The following is an 18910-nucleotide window of genomic DNA, read 5'->3' on the forward strand; positions in this document are numbered from 1 at the left end:
TTACTCTGCGGTGTGAGCGGCATTGGCGCAGGCGGGTTTGCCGGCTGCGTATTTGAGACTGGGGTCGACCAGCGCGTCGAAGCGTTTAAGCGCCTCGGAGCCGATCAGCAACGGGTATTGAAAGGCGCTGCGGTCGGTCAGGTTCACTTCGATGCTGCGCAGGGCCGAGCCCATGCAGATGTCCAGTTCGATGACCGGCCGGGCCGTGTACTTCTTGCCTTCTTCGGGGTCGTAGTCACCGGCGCGGCGCTTGATCTTGCTGACCCGGGCCAGCGGGCGTTCGATGGGGTGCGAATGGGCGGCGTCGATCGCCAGGTAAAAGCGCACCCAGGATTCGCCGTTGCGCTTGAAGCGCTTGATGTCGCGGGCACTGAGCGAGGCCGTCTTGGCACCGGTGTCCAGCTTGGCGGCAACCTCCAGGTCAATGCCCTGCAGCGCCGCATATTCGTTGAGGCCGTACACGGTTTTTTCCCCCGCCGCGGCGAGCCCCGGCAGGCACATGAAGCAAAAGGCAGCGGATAAGGGCTTGAGTGTCATAAATCCTGGTGCGCAGCGTTCCGTTTTCGGTTCAGGCCCTGGCATTACTGCACAAGCTCCCTAGGTGCCTTCTCTATATAGAAGAGTGGCAAATGCGGCGGCATTCTAGCACGGTGGTTTTCTGACGCCACCGCTGGCCGGGGGCTACGATACTTCGAAGCGGCAAGTTATGTCAGCACGCGTTATTAGACGATTGTCGACAATATGGTTTTTTGCTTTGACGTTTGAGGGTTATACGTTTAGTTTTTGCCGTATTGATTTTAAAGGTGTCGACAATATGCTCGATCAGCTCGAAATGCCGGTCCTCGTCCAAGACGATGTCGAGACCTTGTCCGAGAACGTTTTTCGACGCATCCAGGCTGCCATCGTCAAGGGCGAGATCGCCCCGGGCAGCAAGATCTCCGAGCCCGAACTGGCCCGTACCTACGGCATCAGCCGTGGGCCGCTGCGCGAGGCGATCCATCGCCTCGAAGGCCAGCGCCTGCTGGTGCGCATCCCCCATGTCGGGGCACGAGTGGTCTCGCTGAGCCATGCCGAGCTGCTGGAGCTCTATGAAATTCGCGAGTCCCTGGAGGGCATGGCCTGTCGCCTCGCGGCGCAGCGCATGACCCTGGAGGAAATCGACGAACTGCGCCGGGTCTTGGAAACCCACGAGCGCGATGCGGCGTTCCAGGCCGGTGTCGGCTATTACCAGCAGGAAGGCGACTTCGACTTCCACTATCGGATTATCCAGGGCAGCGGCAATCGCACCCTCACGCAGATGCTCTGCGGCGAGTTGTACCAACTGGTGCGCATGTACCGCATCCAGTTCTCCACCACGCCCAACCGTCCGCGCCAGGCTTTTGCCGAGCACCATCGGATTCTCGATGCCATCGCCGACCGTGACGGCGAACTGGCTGAATTATTGATGCGCCGGCACATCGGCGCGTCCAAACGCAACATTGCGCGTCATTTCCAGGACAGCGCCGCCACTGAACGAGGTGAGTCATGAGCAACAGCACTCCAGGCCAGCGATTCCGCGATGCGGTCGCCAGCGAGCATCCGCTGCAAGTGGTCGGCACGATCAACGCCAACCACGCGCTGCTGGCCAAGCGCGCCGGTTTCAAGGCGATCTACCTATCGGGTGGCGGCGTGGCAGCCGGCTCTCTCGGCGTGCCGGACCTGGGCATCACCGGCCTGGATGACGTGCTGACCGATGTGCGTCGCATCACCGACGTGTGCGACCTGCCGTTGCTGGTGGACGTGGACACCGGTTTCGGCTCCTCGGCGTTCAACGTGGCGCGCACGGTCAAGTCGATGATCAAGTTTGGCGCGGCGGCGATTCATATCGAGGACCAGGTCGGCGCCAAGCGCTGCGGCCATCGCCCGAACAAGGAAATCGTCTCGCAGCAGGAAATGGTCGACCGCATCAAGGCCGCCGTCGATGCCCGCACCGATGACAGCTTCGTGATCATGGCCCGTACCGACGCTCTGGCGGTGGAAGGCTTGGAATCGGCCCTGGACCGCGCCGCCGCATGCATCGAGGCCGGCGCCGACATGATTTTCCCCGAAGCCATCACCGAACTTGAAATGTACAAGCTGTTCGCCAGCCGCGTGAAAGCGCCGATCCTGGCCAACATCACCGAATTCGGCGCGACCCCGCTCTACACCACCGAACAACTCGCCGGGGCCGACGTGTCCCTGGTGCTCTACCCGCTGTCGGCCTTCCGGGCCATGAACAAGGCGGCCGAAAACGTCTACACCGCCATCCGTCGCGACGGCACGCAACAGAATGTCATCGACACCATGCAGACCCGCATGGAGCTTTACGATCGCATCGACTACCACACCTTCGAGCAGAAGCTCGATGCGCTGTTCGCGGCGAAGAAGTAAGGCGCGACTCCCTACAAATTCAAGAAAATGGAGACAGAACATGGCCGAAGCAAAAGTACTCAGTGGCGCCGGGCTCCGTGGCCAGGTAGCTGGGCAAACTGCCCTATCCACCGTAGGCCAGTCGGGCGCCGGGCTGACCTATCGCGGCTACGACGTCCGCGACCTGGCGGCGGATGCGCAATTTGAAGAAGTGGCCTACCTGCTGCTGTACGGCGAGCTGCCGACCCAGGCACAGCTGGACGCCTACACCGGTAAATTGCGCCAATTGCGCGACTTGCCCCAAGCCTTGAAAGAAGTGCTGGAGCGCATTCCCGCCGACGCCCACCCGATGGACGTGATGCGCACCGGTTGCTCGTTTCTCGGCAACCTTGAGCCCGAGCACGATTTCTCCCAACAGCACGACAAGACCGACCGCCTGCTCGCGGCGTTCCCGGCGATCATGTGCTACTGGTATCGCTTCAGCCACGAAGGTCAGCGCATCGAATGCGTGACTGACGAAGTGTCCATTGGCGGCCACTTCCTGCATCTATTGCACGGTAAGAAGCCGAGCGAGCTGCACGTCAAAGTGATGAACGTGTCGCTGATTCTCTACGCCGAGCACGAATTCAACGCCTCGACGTTCACCGCCCGCGTCTGCGCCTCCACGCTGTCGGACCTGTTCTCTTGCATCACGGCCGCCATCGGCTCGTTGCGCGGCCCGTTGCATGGCGGCGCCAACGAGGCGGCGATGGAAATGATCGAGCGCTTCAGCTCACCCCAGGATGCCATCGAAGGCACCCTCGGCATGCTGGCGCGCAAGGACAAGATCATGGGCTTCGGCCACGCGATCTATAAGGACAACGACCCGCGCAACGAGGTAATCAAGGGTTGGTCGAAAAAACTTGCCGATGAAGTGGGCGACACGGTGCTGTTCCCGGTTTCCGAAGCCATCGACAAGACCATGTGGGAGCAGAAGAAACTGTTTCCCAACGCCGATTTCTACCATGCCTCGGCGTACCACTTCATGGGCATCCCGACCAAGCTGTTCACGCCGATCTTCGTCTGCTCGCGCCTGACCGGCTGGGCCGCCCACGTGTTCGAACAACGCGCCAACAACCGCATCATCCGACCGAGCGCCGAATACACCGGCGTCGAACAGCGCAAGTTCGTGCCAATCGAACAACGCTGAGCTGGAGGGCTAGCCGCAGGAACTGGGGAACTGGATAAACCCACAACCCTGTGGGAGCGAGCCTGCTCGCGATAGCGTCGGGTCAGCAGCATCAATGTTGGCTGACACACCGCAATCGCGAGCAGGCTCGCTCCCACAAGGGAACATGTTCACTTCAGTAGCTGCGCCAACCCTTCTGAAACCACCGTGACCCGAGTCCTGACGATGAACACAGAATTTCGCAAACCGCTGCCTGGCACTTCGCTGGATTATTTCGATGTTCGCGCGGCCGTGGAGGCCATCCGCCCCGGCGCCTACGATGGCTTGCCGTACACCTCTCGCGTATTGGCGGAGAACCTCGTGCGCCGCTGCGACCCGGCCACGCTGCGTGAATCGCTGCTGCAACTGATCGAGCGCAAGCGCGACCTGGACTTCCCATGGTTTCCGGCGCGGGTGGTGTGCCATGACATTCTCGGCCAGACCGCCCTGGTGGACTTGGCCGGTTTGCGCGACGCCATTGCCCAGCAGGGCGGCGACCCGGCGCAAGTCAACCCGGTGGTGCCGACCCAACTGATCGTCGACCACTCCCTGGCGGTCGAGAGCGCCGGTTTCGATCCCCAGGCCTTCGCCAAGAACCGCGCCATCGAAGACCGCCGCAACGAAGACCGCTTTCACTTCATCAACTGGACCAAGAAAGCTTTCAAGAACGTCGATGTGATTCCGCCGGGCAACGGGATCATGCACCAGATCAACCTGGAGAAAATGTCGCCGGTGATCCAGCAGCGGGACGGCGTGGCCTTCCCGGACACGTGCGTCGGCACCGACAGCCACACGCCCCACGTCGATGCACTGGGCGTGATTGCCATCGGCGTTGGTGGCTTGGAAGCGGAAAGCGTCATGCTTGGCCGCGCCTCGTGGATGCGCTTGCCGGAAATTGTCGGCGTCGAGCTGACCGGCAAGCTGCAACCGGGCATCACCGCCACCGACATGGTGCTGGCGCTGACTGAATTCCTGCGTAAACAAAAAGTCGTGGGCGCATGGCTGGAGTTTTACGGCGAAGGCGCCAGCGCGCTGACCTTGGGCGACCGGGCGACCATCTCCAACATGGCCCCTGAGTACGGCGCCACGGCGGCAATGTTTCATATCGATCAGCAGACGATCGACTACCTGAAGCTCACTGGGCGCGAAGACCAGCAAGTGCAGCTGGTTGAACACTACGCCAAGACCATTGGCCTGTGGGCAGACAGTCTCAAGGGCGCGCAATACGAGCGTGGCCTGACGTTCGATCTTTCTTCGGTCGTGCGCAACATGGCCGGCCCGAGCAACCCCCACGCCCGTGTCGCGGTGTCGGATCTGGCCGCCAAAGGCATCTCCGGCCAGTGGGACGACGTGCCTGGGCAAATGCCCGACGGCGCGGTGATCATCGCCGCGATCACCAGTTGCACCAACACCAGCAACCCGCGCAACGTGATCGCCGCAGGCCTGCTGGCGCGCAACGCCAACCGCCTGGGCCTGGCCCGCAAGCCGTGGGTCAAGTCATCCCTGGCACCGGGCTCTAAAACCGTGGCGCTGTACCTGGATGAAGCCGGCCTTACGCCCGAGCTCGAGAAGCTGGGCTTCGGTGTGGTGGCGTTTGCCTGCACCACGTGCAACGGCATGTCCGGTGCGTTGGACCCGGTGATCCAACAGGAAATCATCGACCGCGACCTGTACGCCACCGCCGTGCTGTCGGGCAACCGCAACTTCGACGGGCGTATCCACCCGTACGCCAAGCAGGCGTTTTTGGCCTCGCCGCCGCTGGTGGTTGCTTATGCCATCGCCGGGACCATTCGCTTCGACATCGAGAAGGATGTGCTGGGCGTGGTGGACGGTCGCGAAATCCGCCTCAAGGACATCTGGCCAAGCGACGAAGAAATCGAAGCCGTGGTCAAGGCGGCGGTGAAGCCGGAGCAGTTCCGCCAGGTCTACATCCCGATGTTCGCCATCCAGGAAGACACCGGCCCGAAAGTCACGCCGCTGTACGACTGGCGCCCGCAAAGCACCTACATCCGCCGCCCGCCTTATTGGGAAGGTGCATTGGCCGGTGCGCGGCCGCTGCAGGGCATGCGCCCGCTGGCGGTGCTGCCGGACAACATCACCACCGATCACCTGTCGCCATCCAACGCCATCATGTTGGACAGCGCCGCCGGTGAGTACCTGGCAAAAATGGGCCTGCCGGAAGAGGACTTCAACTCTTACGCGACCCACCGCGGCGACCACCTGACCGCGCAGCGCGCGACCTTCGCCAACCCGAAACTGTTCAACGAAATGGTCGTTGAAAACGGCAAGGTCAAGCAGGGCTCCCTGGCCCGGGTCGAGCCGGAAGGCAAGGTCATGCGCATGTGGGAAGCCATCGAGACCTACATGGAACGCAAGCAGCCGTTGATCATCGTCGCTGGCGCCGACTACGGCCAGGGATCGTCGCGGGACTGGGCGGCCAAGGGGGTGCGTCTGGCCGGTGTCGAGGCGATCGTTGCCGAAGGCTTCGAGCGCATCCATCGCACCAATCTGGTGGGCATGGGCGTGTTGCCGCTGGAGTTCAAGCCCGGTACAGATCGCAAGACCCTGGGCATCGACGGCAGCGAAATATACGACGTGATCGGCGAGCGCACCCCGCGCGCGACGTTGACGTTGGTCATCACCCGCAAGAACGGCGAGCGCGTCGAAGTGCCGGTGACCTGCCGCCTCGATACCGCCGAGGAAGTGTCGATCTACGAAGCCGGGGGCGTGTTGCAGCGCTTTGCCCAGGACTTCCTCGAGTCGGCGGTGGCCGTTTAAATCGCCTGGGTGGCCGGTTTTTCCGGCCGCCCGTTTTTAAGGAGTTGGAGCACATGGCTCACTCGCCTCAAATCAAGATCCCCGCGACTTACATGCGTGGCGGCACCAGCAAAGGCGTGTTCTTCAGCCTGCCAGACCTGCCCGAAGCCGCCCGAGTCCCTGGCCCGGTCCGGGATGCCCTGTTGCTGCGGGTGATCGGCAGCCCCGACCCGTACGAAAAACAGATCGATGGCATGGGCGGCGCGACGTCCAGTACCAGCAAGACGGTAATCCTGTCCAAGAGCACCCGGGCCGACCACGATGTCGACTATCTGTTCGGCCAGGTGTCCATCGACAAGCCTTTCGTGGACTGGAGCGGCAACTGCGGCAACCTGTCGGCGGCGGTGGGGTCGTTTGCCATCAGCAGTGGCTTGGTGGAGCCGGCCCGGATTCCGCAAAACGGTGTGGCCGTGGTGCGGATCTGGCAGGCCAACATCGGCAAGACCATCATCGCCCATGTGCCGATCACCAACGGCGCGGTGCAGGAAACCGGCGACTTCGAACTCGATGGCGTGACCTTTCCGGCGGCTGAAGTACAGCTGGAGTTCATGGACCCGGCTGCCGAGGAGGAGGGCGGTGGCGGCTCGATGTTCCCAACCGGGAACTTGGTGGACGACTTGGAAGTGCCCGGTGTTGGTACCTTGAAGGCGACGCTGATCAACGCAGGCATCCCGACGATTTTCATCAATGCCCGGGATATCGGGTACACCGGTACTGAATTGCAGGGCGCCATCAACGGCGATCCGAAGGCGCTGGCGATGTTCGAAACCATCCGCGCCCACGGTGCCTTGCGCATGGGGTTGATCAAGCATCTGGACGAAGCGGCTCAGCGCCAGCACACCCCCAAAGTCGCGTTTGTCGCGCCGCCAGCGGATTACCTTTCGTCCAGCGGGAAAGCCGTGGCGGCGGGCGACGTCGATTTGCTAGTGCGGGCGTTGTCCATGGGCAAGCTGCACCACGCCATGATGGGCACCGCCGCCGTCGCCATCGGCACCGCCGCCGCGATTTCCGGCACCCTGGTGAATCTGGCCGCCGGCGGTATCGAGCGCAACGCCGTGCGTTTCGGCCACCCGTCCGGCACCTTGCGTGTCGGCGCCGAGGCCAGCCAGGTCGACGGCGAATGGACTGTGAAAAAAGCCATCATGAGCCGCAGCGCGCGGGTATTGATGGAAGGGTTCGTGCGGGTGCCCGGGGATGTTTTTTAACGGGTTCCTTCAGACATAACCCAAGACCTGTGGGAGCCTGCTCGCGATGAGGCCGGCACATCCAGCATCTATGTTGGTTGACACACCGCTTCTCGCGAGCAGGCTCGCTCCCATCGTGGCTGTGGTTAGCCTCCCATCAATGCCGTGACGACCACCCCCACATTAGTTTCCAACTCCGCCACCGGGTCGGCGCCATCGGTGCTCAGTACCAGCAACTGACTGCCGCCCTCGGTAATGGCCGCTTTCACAGCTTCCGACGGCTGGCGATGATGCAGCACCAGCGCCACGTCATTGTCTTTCAACGTTGTGATCAATTGCTTCAAGGCCTCGGGCGTCCACTCGGCGTCGGGCCGGGCGTCAGTACTGATGCCATCCAGATTCAACCCGCTGATCAAGTAACCAAAATGCTCGCTCAGGCTGACTACGCTCAGGTTATCGGCACTGGCGAGACGTTTTTCGCTGTCGGCGCTGAGCTTGAGCAGGCGTTGCTTGAGGGCCGCCAGGTTGGCGTCGATTTTCGCTTTGTCGTTTGGGGCCAGGCGCACCAGGTCGGCGGCGATCACGTCGGCCATCCGCCCCAGGTTGGGGCTGGCCATCCATGGCTGGCTCGCCAAACCGTCAGCCATCCCCGGTTGCACGGCGATACCGGGCAGGGCGCCGTCCACCGGGCGGGCCGCGTCGACTTCGACGATGCGGATGTTGCTGCGTCGGGCCATGGGGTACAGCGGATCGTCCGGCCATAACGAGCGCAGGCCGATCACGGCATCGGCATCGCTGGCCAGTTTGCCCAGGGCCGGCGCGCCACGGCCGCTGAAATAGGCATTCTGACGGGTGCCAGGCAGATTGGCGGGCGCGGCCCGCTCCAGGCTGACCTCGGTGCCCTTGAGCAAGGCCTCGCCCAACCCGTAGGTGACCGGCAACGACGCCAGCAGACGGACCTTTTCGGCGGCGAATGATGAAGTGACGGCCACGCCGCACAACGCGACGGCCAGGGTCAGTTGTCGCAATGAAAAAACCATTTATCCAAGATTCCCTTTGAGGCTGGGGACGACGCCACGGGCGATGGCGCTCAGGGCGAAGGCGATGCCGGCCACCAGAATGATCGCGGCACCGGACGGGATCGGCAGGTCGAAGACGATCGGCGCGAGAATCCCGCACAACGTGCTGACGGTGGCGATCAGTACCGAACACCAGAAGAAGCCTTTCAACGATTGGCTGAGCAGGCGCGCGGCAGCCGCCGGGATTACCAGCAGCGCCCCCACCAGAATGGCGCCAATGACTTTCACCGCCGCCACGGTAATCAATGTCACCAAGATCACGAACAGGTAGTCCAGGGCCTTGACCGCCACCCCGCGCACCGCCGCCAGTTGCGGATTGAAGCTGGCGAGCATGATGCGGTTGTACAGTGGCAACGCCAGCGCCATCACCAGTGAACCGACCACCGCCAGCACCAGCAGGTCGTTGCCGTTGACCGTCAGCACGGAACCGAACAGCACGTTCTCCAAGATGTGTACGTTGATCTTGCCCGCCAGGATCAACAGCAGGCTTGCACCCAGGGCCAGGGACACCGAAAGGAAGACGCCAATCAGGGTGTCCGGTGACAGGCCGGTTCGGTTGCGCAGGTAATTGAGCAGGATGCCGAACAGCAGGCAATAGCCGAACAGGCTTCCGTACGGCCCGGTGTAGGGTTCGCCGAGCAGGATGCCGACGGCCACGCCAGTCAGCGCCGCATGGCCCACGGCTTCGGAAAAAAACGCGAAGCGCTTGACCACCACCAGCGTACCGAGGCCGCCAAGCACCGGGCCGATCAACAACCCGGCCAACAATGCGTTGACCACAAACCCATAGGCCAGCGCTTCCGGCAGATAGCCGGACGAGGCCCAGCCCTGGACCATCAAGCGAAAGGCTTCGTAACTCATCAGGCCGCGCTCCCGTTAGTGCGTGGATGGGTGGAAAACAGCGTGAGCAGTCGCTCCGGGGTCAGGGTCTGGCGTGGCGGGCCGTCGAACAGTACCCGGCGATTGAGGCCCGTGACCCGGTCGGCCAGCCGCCCGACGGCTTCCAGGTCATGCTCGATCCACAGCACGGTGATCCCGGCCTGGCGCCAGTCCTGCAGCAACCGCTCGAACACCTGGATGCCGGCCTCGTCGAGGGCTGACATCGGTTCGTCCAGCACCAGCAGTTGCGGCGAAGGGATCAAGCCCTGGGCGAGCAATACCCGCTGGCGCTCACCGCCGGACAGCGCGCCCATCCGGCGCTTGCGCTTATCCTGCATGCCGACCCGCTCCAGGGCCTGGCCGATGGCACCGGTGTAATGCTTGCTCAAGCCGAGAAAGGCCGGGCGCCGTTGACACATCGCGGCCATGAAATCGTCCACCGTCATGGGCAGGCCACGATCGAACTCAAGGGCCTGGGGCACATAGCCGATGACGCCGGGCTCACCTGGCCACTGCAAGCTCAGGCGCCCCTTGTGCGGCATTTGTCCGAGCAGGGTCTTGATCAGGGAACTCTTGCCGCCGCCGTTGGGGCCGACCAGGGCATGGATGCTGCCAGGTTGTATCTGCAAGCCCACGTTGTCGAGAATCGTGGTGCGCCCCAGCTCGAGGCTGATGTCGATGAACTCGATCAGCGGGCCGGCCTTTGGCTGGATAAGGGTTTGCTGCACGGTCATGCGCCGGACTCCTGGATCGCCCGGACCACGGTGTCGAGGTTGCCGGTCATCTCCTTTTCGTATTTCCCGGCGCTGTATTCACCGTAGGAAATGTGCGAAAGCGGGTACAGCTTTACGCCTGATTCACGTTGGATGGTGTCGACGTAGGTGGAGGGAAAATCCATCTCCGAAAAGATCACTTTCACATCCAGTTCGCGCAACTGATCGATGGTCTTTTTCAACTGGCTGGGGCTCGGCTCGATACCGTGGGCCGGCTCGACCACGGCGGTCACTTCCAGGCCGAACTCGCGCAGCAGGTAATCGTAGGCGGCATGTACAGTCGCGACCCGCAACTCGGCGTTCGGCGCCTGGGTCAGCTTGGCCAGGGCGTCGGCACGCATCTGCCGCAGGCGCTTGCCGTAGGCGCGAGCGTTTTGCGTGTAGGTCTTGGCGTTATCGGGGTCGAGCTTGCCCAGCTCTCGGGCGATGTTGTTGACCTGGGCAATGGACGCGCTGATGGACAGGAACGTATGCGGGTTGACGACTTTGCCCGCGCCCCTGGCGGCAGTGCCGGTGGCGGCCAGCAAGGGCACGTTTTCGTTGGCTTCGATGACCTTCACGTCTGGTGTTTCGCTGGCGGCGATCATGCGGTCGGCAAAATCGTCATGGCCGACGCCGTTGAGCACGATCACATCCAGACCGCTGATGCGCTTGATGTCTTCGGCCCTGGGTTCATAGGCGTGGGGATTGAATCCGGCCGGGATCAACGGCACCACTTCGGCCTTGTCACCGACGATGTTCGCCACGTAACTGTAGTAAGGGTGCAAGGTGATGCCGATGCGCAGGCGCTTGGACGTTTCGGCGCTGGCCATCGGGGCGAGCAGGCAGGCCAGCAGGCCAAGCAACAGCAGGCACAGGAACGGGCGGCGTGGAGAGGCGATAGACATGGGCAAGCGGTCTTCTCTTGGATGAGGGCGAGGGGTCAATGCCGGTGCTGGCGGGTCACGCCGGCATCGAATTGCGCGACGATCTGTTGCCAGCCGGATGCGGACAAAGCAGCGTCGTCCAACACGGCAGGGGCGGTCGCAGGATTGCTGCGGTTGAGCCAGATGTCCGGGGGCGCGTCGGATGTTTCGCTGATGCGCATCAGAAAGGAGCCTGCGATTGACGGGGTAGCACTCGCGCCAAAGTAGGCTTTTTCACCCAGCAGTTGCCAGGCGTGGCCGCCGCGGGTGACAGAACTGGCATCTTGGGCGAACGGGGCAAAACCTTCGTCCGCCAACGCTTGCGGGCCGGGAAGGGCTAGCTCGCTTTCGCGCAGAATGCGGATCTCGTCCAGCGTGACCCGCAGGTCGGCATAGATGCCTTGCTCGGCGGCGCTGAGGTCGCGACGGGCATCCAACTGGTTGCTTTGCACGGGAGTGACGTCCTGGGTTTCGCCATGCCAGGCCACCACCGACCCGGCTCCCAATACGATGATCAGGCACAGCAGCAAGACATAAAGGGTTTCGTGGCCCGCGCCAGCGGGGCGAACGACGTGGAGGGTAGGTGTGCTCATGGGGCCTCGATGTCGGCTTGGTCGATTTCCACGACGTGCCCGGGGCCGGCGTCGAAGAGTACGTAGAACTCGGCGTCCGGTTTCTTGAAGGTCAGCGTTGAGTCGGCGCCGAGCTTGCCGGGTACGAGGATGGTTTCGTCATAGCCAATCACGTCCAGCGTCACTCCGGGTGCACCGCTGCCGTCGGAAAAACCGCCGGTGCATTGGATCTGCTCGGCGTCGATGGCCTTGCACTTGCACATTGGGTTATGGGCCAGTGCGCTAGTGCTCAAGCTTGCGCAAAGGAGCAATGCCATGCTGTTGAGGAAGGCGCGGAGGGTCATGGTCGGGCTCCTTGGGTTTTCAGCCAGGCAACGGTGGCCGGGGAGGCCTGGTTCAGTGGAATCGAGGCCTGGTGCATCGAACCGTCCCAACCCTCGAGGGTTATCCACAGTTCGGCATCGGGCTGGGTCTTCGGCGGGACTGGCAACAACGCGCCCATGCGATAGGGCGAGCCAAAGAAAATCACCCCGGCGGCCCGCAGGCTGCGGGGCTTGCCAATGCGCAGATAGGTGGCTTTCACCTGGCTGATGCAGCGTTGGCACAGCGCGGCATTGAAGTGCTTCATGGGGCCGGCGGGACCCTGGGTACGAGGGGCTTCGTTGCGAAATTCCGCCAGGCGCAAGCTCCACGGCCCGACCTGGATCTCACCGACTTCCCGCTCTCCGAGCCCGCCGTCGCCACGGAACAACGCAGCTTCCGAGAAATACTTGGGCATGAAGCCCAGGGGAATCAGCAGCAACAGCACATTGAGATGGAAACGCCATTTATGCCAGAACCGGCCCAGGCGAGAGGGTGGCAGGGTTGTGGTGGACGGATTCACAGGCTGCCCTCCGGCGAGTCACGGTGGAGGGAGGGTTGCAATGGGGGGGCGATCCGGGCGGGCCGGGCAGGTTTCTGGCTGCGCTTGACGGCGTTGGCAGTGGCCAGGGCGGTGCGTTTGGTCCAGATCAGCAACCCACTGAGGACCATCATGCTCAGGATCAGACCGAAGAAAAACCAGATGAGCTTGATCCAGAGGCCGCCGAAGTCCCCGGTGTGCAATGGCCGCATGGATTCGGTGACGAACTCCAGGGGCGTGCGGTCCGCCAACAATCGCGTGGCGTCCACCTCGCCGCTGTAGGGATTGATGGTCGCGGTCTGGAACATCAATGGATACCAGCCGCGCCCGCCGATTTCGACGTGGCTGTAGGCATTGCCGGGTAGGCTGACAAAACTCGCGTCCAACCCCGGGATTTGCTGCCGGGCGATCTCGATGGCTCGGTCCAGGTTCAATCGTGGTGGAGCAATACCATCGGCTGACAGTGGAACGCTTTCACGAGCCACGACCGGGACGACCGGCGCGCTGGAGATGGAGATGCCGTTGTCGGCCAGTGTGGCTTCGATCAGGAACCAGGTGCCGGTCACGGAAATGACCGCGATGAACCAGATCGACCAGATACCGCTGAGCCGATGGAAATCGCCCCAGAAAATCCGCGCGCCGTGACGGATACGCAAGGTCGGGCGCAGGAAACCTTTCCAGAAGCGTTTGTAGACGACAAGCCCGGTAACCAGTGATGCCAGCATCGGCAGGCCGAGGAGAGACACCAGGTACCAGCCCCAGCTGTAGCCGTTGGTGAACGGCACCAGCCACCATCCATGCAGGGCGCGGGTAAAAGCCCTGAAATTGAACGCCGGGGCCGATCCCTGGATGACGCCGCTGTAGGGATTGACGTAGACGGTGTCCGGGCGGCCGTCGGGGTAGGTGACTTTGGCTTCAAGGGCAAAATGCGACTCATCCGGACGCACGATACTTTGCACTTGTGTCAGCGGCTGGGCTTGCTTGATGGCGGCCATGACCTGGTCATAGCTGAGCAACGGGGCGTCATCGCTGGGCTTGCTGGCGCGCATCTCAGGATTGACCAGCCAGACGATCTCCTGGCTGACCACCGCCAGAGTGCCGGTGACGCAGACGATCAGGACAAAAAACCAGATGGGCAACGCCAACCAACTATGAACGAGAAACCAGAGTTTGGAGCGGGACTTCTTCGACATGATTGAACGTCTTGATTCGATGGAAGGTTCCGTGTCGCGGGCTTCGCAACGGCCTGAACCCTGGAAAAGCAGGCCGTGGCTTTTGCCGACGCGGCCTGCTGCATCTAATTAAGACGAACGAGACACTCAAATCCTGAAGAGTAAGTTGAAAGAAAATGTTTCGCGTTAGCGATAAGCGTGGTTTGGTGTTTGGGTGGCGAGCCATCAAGCTCCCGGACGATCACACATAACCGATGCAGCCGTTCAGTCGGTCGCGCAGAGCGATCAGTTGATTGATGCGCTCATCCAGATTCCGGCTCCACTGCGCCGACAAGGTCTGCCAGTCGGCTGCTGTCGGAGCGCGATCCTCCGGCAGATTCTTCAGCGCCTCGCCAATCTCCGCCAAGGGAATGCCCAGGCGCTGGGCGACTTTGATCAGCGCCACCCGCCGTAGCACTTCCCGAGGGTAGCGACGTTGATTGCCCTGGTTGCGGGTGCTTCTGATCAGCCCCTTGGTCTCATAGAAGTGCAGCGCCGTGACCGCTACGCCGCTGCGGGCGGCGACGTGGCCAACGGTGGGCTCCTTGTGGAGGTTTATAGGAATCGTCATTTCAGATGGCGAGGGGAATTTCTGGTGGCTGGTTCACAAGCATCGGGCCAAAGCGGTGACGTTCGGCTCATTTCAGCTACTGCGCATTATCGAGCGCAGCCTGGACGGCGCTCTGCATTGCCCCTGGGTCAGCCAAGCGCAACGAGAGATACGAGAGGGCGATACCCACTATCGAAACCGTTGATTTTTGCCGTTCCATGCTGGCGGGTAGCCTTTGTTCATCGCCCCACTACAGAACATTGGACGCCCGCCATGAACCGTATCCTTGCTGTCTTGCTACTGTTGGCCGTCACCGTATTGAGCGGTTGCGCCTCGTCGTCTCCGGAGCTGCGTCCTTACACAGCTGAGGAAACTCGTGAGCTGGCCCTCGAAGCGCTGAATCGCCGAGGCCTTTCTTTTGAGGAATATCACGCGAAGAAAGCCGAATTGCTGGGACCGTCGCAGAAAAATACCGGTTTCGACGAGCGTGGCGAAATGAATGCCGAACGGACCGTTCAACTGCCTGGCCGACCAAGCTGAAGGACTGTACCGCTCGAAGTTTTGCCTAACTGTCCATGGGCGCGTGCCGGGACGTGGGGTAGGGTCATCATTTGACTGCCCCAACGGATTGACCTGCCATGACGCTCTCGCTTGACCTGCTGCTGGGCTTCGCCCTGTTTGCCCTGGTGACCTCGATCACACCAGGCCCCAACAACACCATGTTGCTGGCCTCGGGTGTCAATTTCGGTTTCAGCCGTACGATCCCTCACATGCTGGGCATCACCTGCGGCTTTTTTTCCCTGGTGCTGGCGGTGGGCCTTGGCCTGGGCGCGGTGTTCCAGACTTATCCATTGCTGTACACCGTGTTGCGCTACATAGGCGCGGCGTATCTCATGTACCTGGCATGGAAAATCGCCCATTCCGGCCCGGTCTCGGACAGCTCAACGGGCAACAACAAGCCGATCGGTTACTGGGGCGCGGCGGCGTTCCAATGGGTCAACCCCAAGGCCTGGATCATGGCCATCGGTGCAATCAGCACCTATACACCGCTGCAAGGCTACTTTTTCAATGTGGTAGTGATCGCGGCGGTGTTTGCCTTGATCAATCTGCCAAGCGTCAGCCTTTGGGTCGTTTGTGGCAGCCTGTTGCGAAACCTGTTGCGTGATCGTCGATGGTTGCGCCTGTTCAACTGGGGCATGGCGCTGCTGTTGGTCGCGTCGCTGTATCCGTTATTGCTCGAAAGCATGAGTGAGGGCTGAGCTTCGGCGCGATGCCTGCTAAGCTCGCTGTTCCAGGAGCGTTCCTACGCACTTATAAATGAAGTCCGACTTCTTTAAAGGTCTTGATCAGGTAATGCTTGTCTCGAATCCAACGAGGGCACCCTGGTCTTGGAACCGGCTCTGCGAGTTTCCTTATGAATAAGCGTCCTTTGTATTTCGATTACGCCGCCACCACGCCGGTGGATGAGCGGGTTATCCAGGTCATGATCCAATGCCTGGGCTTCGACGGTAACTTTGGCAACCCAGCCTCCAGCTCCCATGCGTTCGGCCAGGAGGCACGACAAACCGTGGAGCAGGCACGCCAGCAGGTGGCCCGGTTGGTTGGCGCTCGAGCCGATCAAATCATCTGGACCTCCGGTGCCACCGAATCCAATAACCTTGCCTTGAAGGGCGTGGCGCAGGCGCGCGGTGCCGGCGGTGGGCATGTCATTACCAGCCTGATCGAACACAAGGCGGTTCTCGATACGGTCAGGCAACTAGAGCAAAGTGGCGTCGAGGTGACTTGGCTGGCGCCAGACGCCGATGGCCTGATCACTGCGCGCGCGGTTCGCGAGGCCCTGCGCGAAGACACGTTCCTCGTGTCGCTGATGCTGGTGAACAATGAGTTGGGAACCGTCAACGACGCCGTTGCCATCGGTGAGATCGTTCGCGAGCACGGCGCGCTGTTCCACATGGACGCCGCCCAAGGGGCGGGAAAGGTGGGCATCGACCTGGCCCGGTGGCCGGTGGACCTGATGTCCTTTTCCGCGCATAAGATCTACGGACCCAAGGGTATCGGCGCGCTATATGTTGGCGGCCGTGCGCGGCCTCGGGTATCGGCACAGATTCATGGCGGAGGCCACGAAGGTGGTTTGCGCTCCGGCACCCTGGCGACCCATCAGATTGCAGCCATGGGCGCTGCGTTCGAGCTGGCGGCGCAGTCGTTCGATCAGGAGCTTGCCCAGATCGCCCGGTTGCGCAATCGTTTGCTCGAGCCGCTGTTGGCATTACCCGGCGTATGTATCAATGGTAGTGCGAGCTGCCGTATTCCCCACACGTTGAGCCTGACGTTCAACGAAGGTGAATTCAACTCGGCGACATTGGGTGCGTCGATTGCATTTTCGGCTACTTCGGCCTGCAATTCAGCGCAGAACAGCCCCTCCCATGTCCTGCTGGCCCTGGGGCATGATGCACGTGCGGCCGGGCGGACTATCCGCTTGAGCCTGGGGCGTTTCACCAGCGAACAGGATATTGATGAGGCGGTGCGGGTTATCAAGGAAGCCTGCGCTGCTGCGCCGGCGTTTTGGGCGACGACCCCTTGAACCGACCGACCTTTTGCAACGAACAATAAAATCGATTAGCAGGAGTAATAATGAGTACCGAGCCTTTGACCCCAGGAGAGGTGCCCCAGCGCCTGGCCCGAATTCGCCAGTTGATGAGCGAGGAGGGCATTCATGCGCTGCTGGTCCCGTCGGCCGATCCGCATCTGTCCGAATATCTGCCAGGCTATTGGCAAGGGCGTCAGTGGTTGTCCGGTTTCCATGGATCGGTCGGCACCTTGATCGTGACGGGGGAATTCGCCGGGGTCTGGGCCGACAGTCGATACTGGGAACAGGCCACGAAGGAACTGGAGGGCAGTGGGATCGAGTTGGTCAAGCTCATGCCAGGTCAGCCCGGCCCATTGGACTGGCTGGGTGAACAAACACCCGAGGGTGGTGTTGTGGCGGTCGACGGTGCAGTCATGGCCGTTGCGTCGGCCCGCACGCTGAGCAGTAAGCTTGAATCGCGCGGCGCGCGGTTGCGTACCGACGTCGACCTGCTGCATAAGATCTGGACCGATCGTCCAGCCCTTCCGGATCAGCCCGTCTACGCCCACCTGCCACCCCAAGCCACGGTGAGTCGTGTAGAGAAGCTTGCCAAACTGCGCGAATCCCTCAAGGAACGCGGTGCCGATTGGCATTTCATTGCGACCCTGGATGACATTGCCTGGCTGTTCAATTTGCGTGGCGCGGATGTGTCGTTCAACCCGGTGTTTGTCTCCTTCGCGTTGATTGGCCAACAACAGGCGACGTTGTTCGTAGCCTTGGACAAAGTCGGTGCGCCATTGCGTGCCACTCTTGAACAGGATGGCGTGACGCTGCGCGATTACAGCGAAGCCGCGGCCGCGCTGCGTGAAGTGCCAAGCGGTGCGAGCCTGCAGATCGATCCGGCGCGGGTCACGGTCGGCTTGCTGGATAACCTGGACAGTGGCGTCAAGCTGGTCGAAGGTCTCAACCCCACGACCCTGGCCAAATCCCGCAAAACCTCGGCGGATGCCGAGCATATCCGCCAGGCAATGGAACAGGACGGTGCGGCGCTCTGCGAATTCTTCGCCTGGCTGGAAAGCGCCTGGGGCCGCGAGCGCATCACCGAGCTGACTATCGATGAACATCTGACCGCGGCACGCAAACGCCGGCCGGATTTCGTCTCCCTGAGCTTCAATACCATCGCGGCCTTCAATGCCAATGGCGCAATGCCCCACTACCACGCCACGGAAGAAGCGCACGCCGTTATCGAAGGCGATGGCCTGTTGTTGATCGATTCGGGTGGCCAGTATCTCGGCGGTACCACGGACATCACACGCATGGTACCGGTCGGAACGCCAACGCCGGAGCAGAAGCGTGATTGCACCCGAGTCCTCAAAGGTGTGATCGCGTTATCGCGGGCCAAATTTCCCCGGGGCATTCTATCGCCTTTGCTCGATGCCATCGCCCGCGCGCCAATCTGGGCCGAGCAGGTGGATTACGGTCATGGGACTGGCCATGGCGTCGGTTATTTCCTGAACGTGCACGAGGGGCCACAAGTCATTGCCTATCAAGCCGCTGCCGCGCCACAAACCGCGATGCAGCCGGGTATGATCACGTCCATCGAACCGGGCACTTATCGCCCGGGTCGCTGGGGTGTGCGCATCGAGAACCTGGTCCTCAACCGCGAGGCAGGCAGTAGCGAGTTCGGTGAGTTCCTGTCCTTCGAAACCCTGACGCTGTGCCCGATCGATACCCGTTGCCTTGAGCCAGCGTTGCTGACCCAGGATGAAAGGGACTGGTTCAACGCCTACCACGCCGAGGTTCAGCGTCGGTTGAGCCCATTGCTGCAAGGCGATGCGCTGCAATGGTTGAACACCCGGACAGCGGCGATCTGATGCA

At 61.9% G+C, this 18910-nt stretch carries 18 protein-coding genes and 1 pseudogene; 9 read left to right on the forward strand and 10 right to left on the reverse strand.

Annotated features, from left to right (window positions below):
- A complete protein-coding gene (locus J3P90_RS07895; protein ID WP_420767248.1) occupies nt 1-537 on the reverse strand; it encodes an ATP-dependent zinc protease family protein in 537 nt (178 codons plus the stop codon).
- A 277-nt stretch (nt 538-814) separates the two neighbouring features.
- Here J3P90_RS07895 and J3P90_RS07900 point away from each other — a divergent pair, with 277 nt between their 5' ends.
- From J3P90_RS07900 to prpF, 5 genes are all read left to right on the forward strand, one after another.
- On the forward strand, nt 815-1528 hold the full coding sequence (locus J3P90_RS07900) for a GntR family transcriptional regulator (RefSeq protein WP_434607017.1): 714 nt from the start codon (nt 815-817) through the stop codon (nt 1526-1528).
- Nucleotides 1525-2409, forward strand: coding sequence for a methylisocitrate lyase (gene prpB, locus J3P90_RS07905; RefSeq protein WP_030137801.1), 885 nt, complete (start codon nt 1525-1527; stop codon nt 2407-2409). Before J3P90_RS07900 ends, prpB begins: the two co-directional genes overlap by 4 nt.
- A 40-nt stretch (nt 2410-2449) precedes the next feature.
- Nucleotides 2450-3577 (forward strand): bifunctional 2-methylcitrate synthase/citrate synthase, encoded by a 1128-nt coding sequence (gene prpC, locus J3P90_RS07910; RefSeq protein ID WP_434676067.1) that lies wholly within the window; start codon nt 2450-2452, stop codon nt 3575-3577.
- Nucleotides 3578-3781: 204 nt separating this feature from the next.
- Complete coding sequence (gene acnD, locus J3P90_RS07915) at nt 3782-6373, forward strand: Fe/S-dependent 2-methylisocitrate dehydratase AcnD (RefSeq protein WP_434559922.1); 2592 nt, start codon at nt 3782-3784, stop codon at nt 6371-6373.
- A gap of 53 nt (nt 6374-6426) precedes the next feature.
- Nucleotides 6427-7617, forward strand: a complete 1191-nt coding sequence (gene prpF, locus J3P90_RS07920; protein ID WP_434676068.1) for a 2-methylaconitate cis-trans isomerase PrpF — start codon at nt 6427-6429, stop codon at nt 7615-7617.
- A 125-nt stretch (nt 7618-7742) separates the two neighbouring features.
- On the opposite strand, the gene J3P90_RS07925 is transcribed toward prpF, so the two are convergent.
- The 9 genes and pseudogenes from J3P90_RS07925 to soxR all read right to left on the reverse strand — a co-directional run.
- Entirely contained in the window at nt 7743-8636 is an 894-nt protein-coding gene (locus J3P90_RS07925) for a metal ABC transporter substrate-binding protein (RefSeq protein WP_434676069.1), read from the reverse strand.
- A complete protein-coding gene (locus tag J3P90_RS07930; protein ID WP_420767253.1) occupies nt 8637-9536 on the reverse strand; it encodes a metal ABC transporter permease in 900 nt (299 codons plus the stop codon).
- Nucleotides 9536-10288: a metal ABC transporter ATP-binding protein gene (locus J3P90_RS07935; protein ID WP_434676070.1), complete on the reverse strand. Its 753-nt coding sequence runs from the start codon at nt 10286-10288 to the stop codon at nt 9536-9538. The genes J3P90_RS07930 and J3P90_RS07935 overlap by 1 nt, the downstream gene beginning before the upstream one ends.
- Complete coding sequence (locus J3P90_RS07940; protein ID WP_434648474.1) at nt 10285-11214, reverse strand: metal ABC transporter substrate-binding protein; 930 nt, start codon at nt 11212-11214, stop codon at nt 10285-10287. The genes J3P90_RS07935 and J3P90_RS07940 overlap by 4 nt, the downstream gene beginning before the upstream one ends.
- 35 nt (nt 11215-11249) lie before the next feature.
- The gene (locus J3P90_RS07945) at nt 11250-11825 is read right to left on the reverse strand and encodes a DUF6162 family protein (protein WP_434676071.1); all 576 of its coding nucleotides are present in this window, start codon (nt 11823-11825) and stop codon (nt 11250-11252) included.
- On the reverse strand, nt 11822-12148 hold the full coding sequence (locus J3P90_RS07950) for a hypothetical protein (RefSeq protein ID WP_434676072.1): 327 nt from the start codon (nt 12146-12148) through the stop codon (nt 11822-11824). The genes J3P90_RS07945 and J3P90_RS07950 overlap by 4 nt, the downstream gene beginning before the upstream one ends.
- Nucleotides 12145-12687, reverse strand: coding sequence for a thiamine pyrophosphate-binding protein (locus J3P90_RS07955; protein WP_434606995.1), 543 nt, complete (start codon nt 12685-12687; stop codon nt 12145-12147). The genes J3P90_RS07950 and J3P90_RS07955 overlap by 4 nt, the downstream gene beginning before the upstream one ends.
- Complete coding sequence (locus tag J3P90_RS07960; protein ID WP_420767259.1) at nt 12684-13898, reverse strand: PepSY-associated TM helix domain-containing protein; 1215 nt, start codon at nt 13896-13898, stop codon at nt 12684-12686. The genes J3P90_RS07955 and J3P90_RS07960 overlap by 4 nt, the downstream gene beginning before the upstream one ends.
- Nucleotides 13899-14127: 229 nt before the next feature.
- Nucleotides 14128-14487: pseudogene (soxR, locus tag J3P90_RS07965) on the reverse strand (redox-sensitive transcriptional activator SoxR); the annotation flags it as partial.
- Between the two features lie 252 nt (nt 14488-14739).
- Here soxR and J3P90_RS07970 point away from each other — a divergent pair.
- The 4 genes from J3P90_RS07970 (at nt 14740) to J3P90_RS07985 (ending at nt 18906) form a co-directional block, all read left to right on the forward strand.
- Entirely contained in the window at nt 14740-15006 is a 267-nt protein-coding gene (locus J3P90_RS07970) for a hypothetical protein (RefSeq protein ID WP_420767260.1), read from the forward strand.
- A 98-nt stretch (nt 15007-15104) separates the two neighbouring features.
- Nucleotides 15105-15725, forward strand: a complete 621-nt coding sequence (locus J3P90_RS07975; protein WP_420767261.1) for a LysE family translocator — start codon at nt 15105-15107, stop codon at nt 15723-15725.
- Nucleotides 15726-15880: 155 nt separating this feature from the next.
- Nucleotides 15881-17047, forward strand: coding sequence for a cysteine desulfurase family protein (locus tag J3P90_RS07980; protein ID WP_434676073.1), 1167 nt, complete (start codon nt 15881-15883; stop codon nt 17045-17047).
- Nucleotides 17048-17097: 50 nt separating this feature from the next.
- Entirely contained in the window at nt 17098-18906 is a 1809-nt protein-coding gene (locus J3P90_RS07985; RefSeq protein ID WP_434676074.1) for an aminopeptidase P family protein, read from the forward strand.
- The last annotated feature ends 4 nt before the right edge of the window (nt 18907-18910 follow it).

Source organism: Pseudomonas sp. D3-10 (assembly GCF_051132175.1).
Lineage (GTDB): Bacteria > Pseudomonadota > Gammaproteobacteria > Pseudomonadales > Pseudomonadaceae > Aquipseudomonas.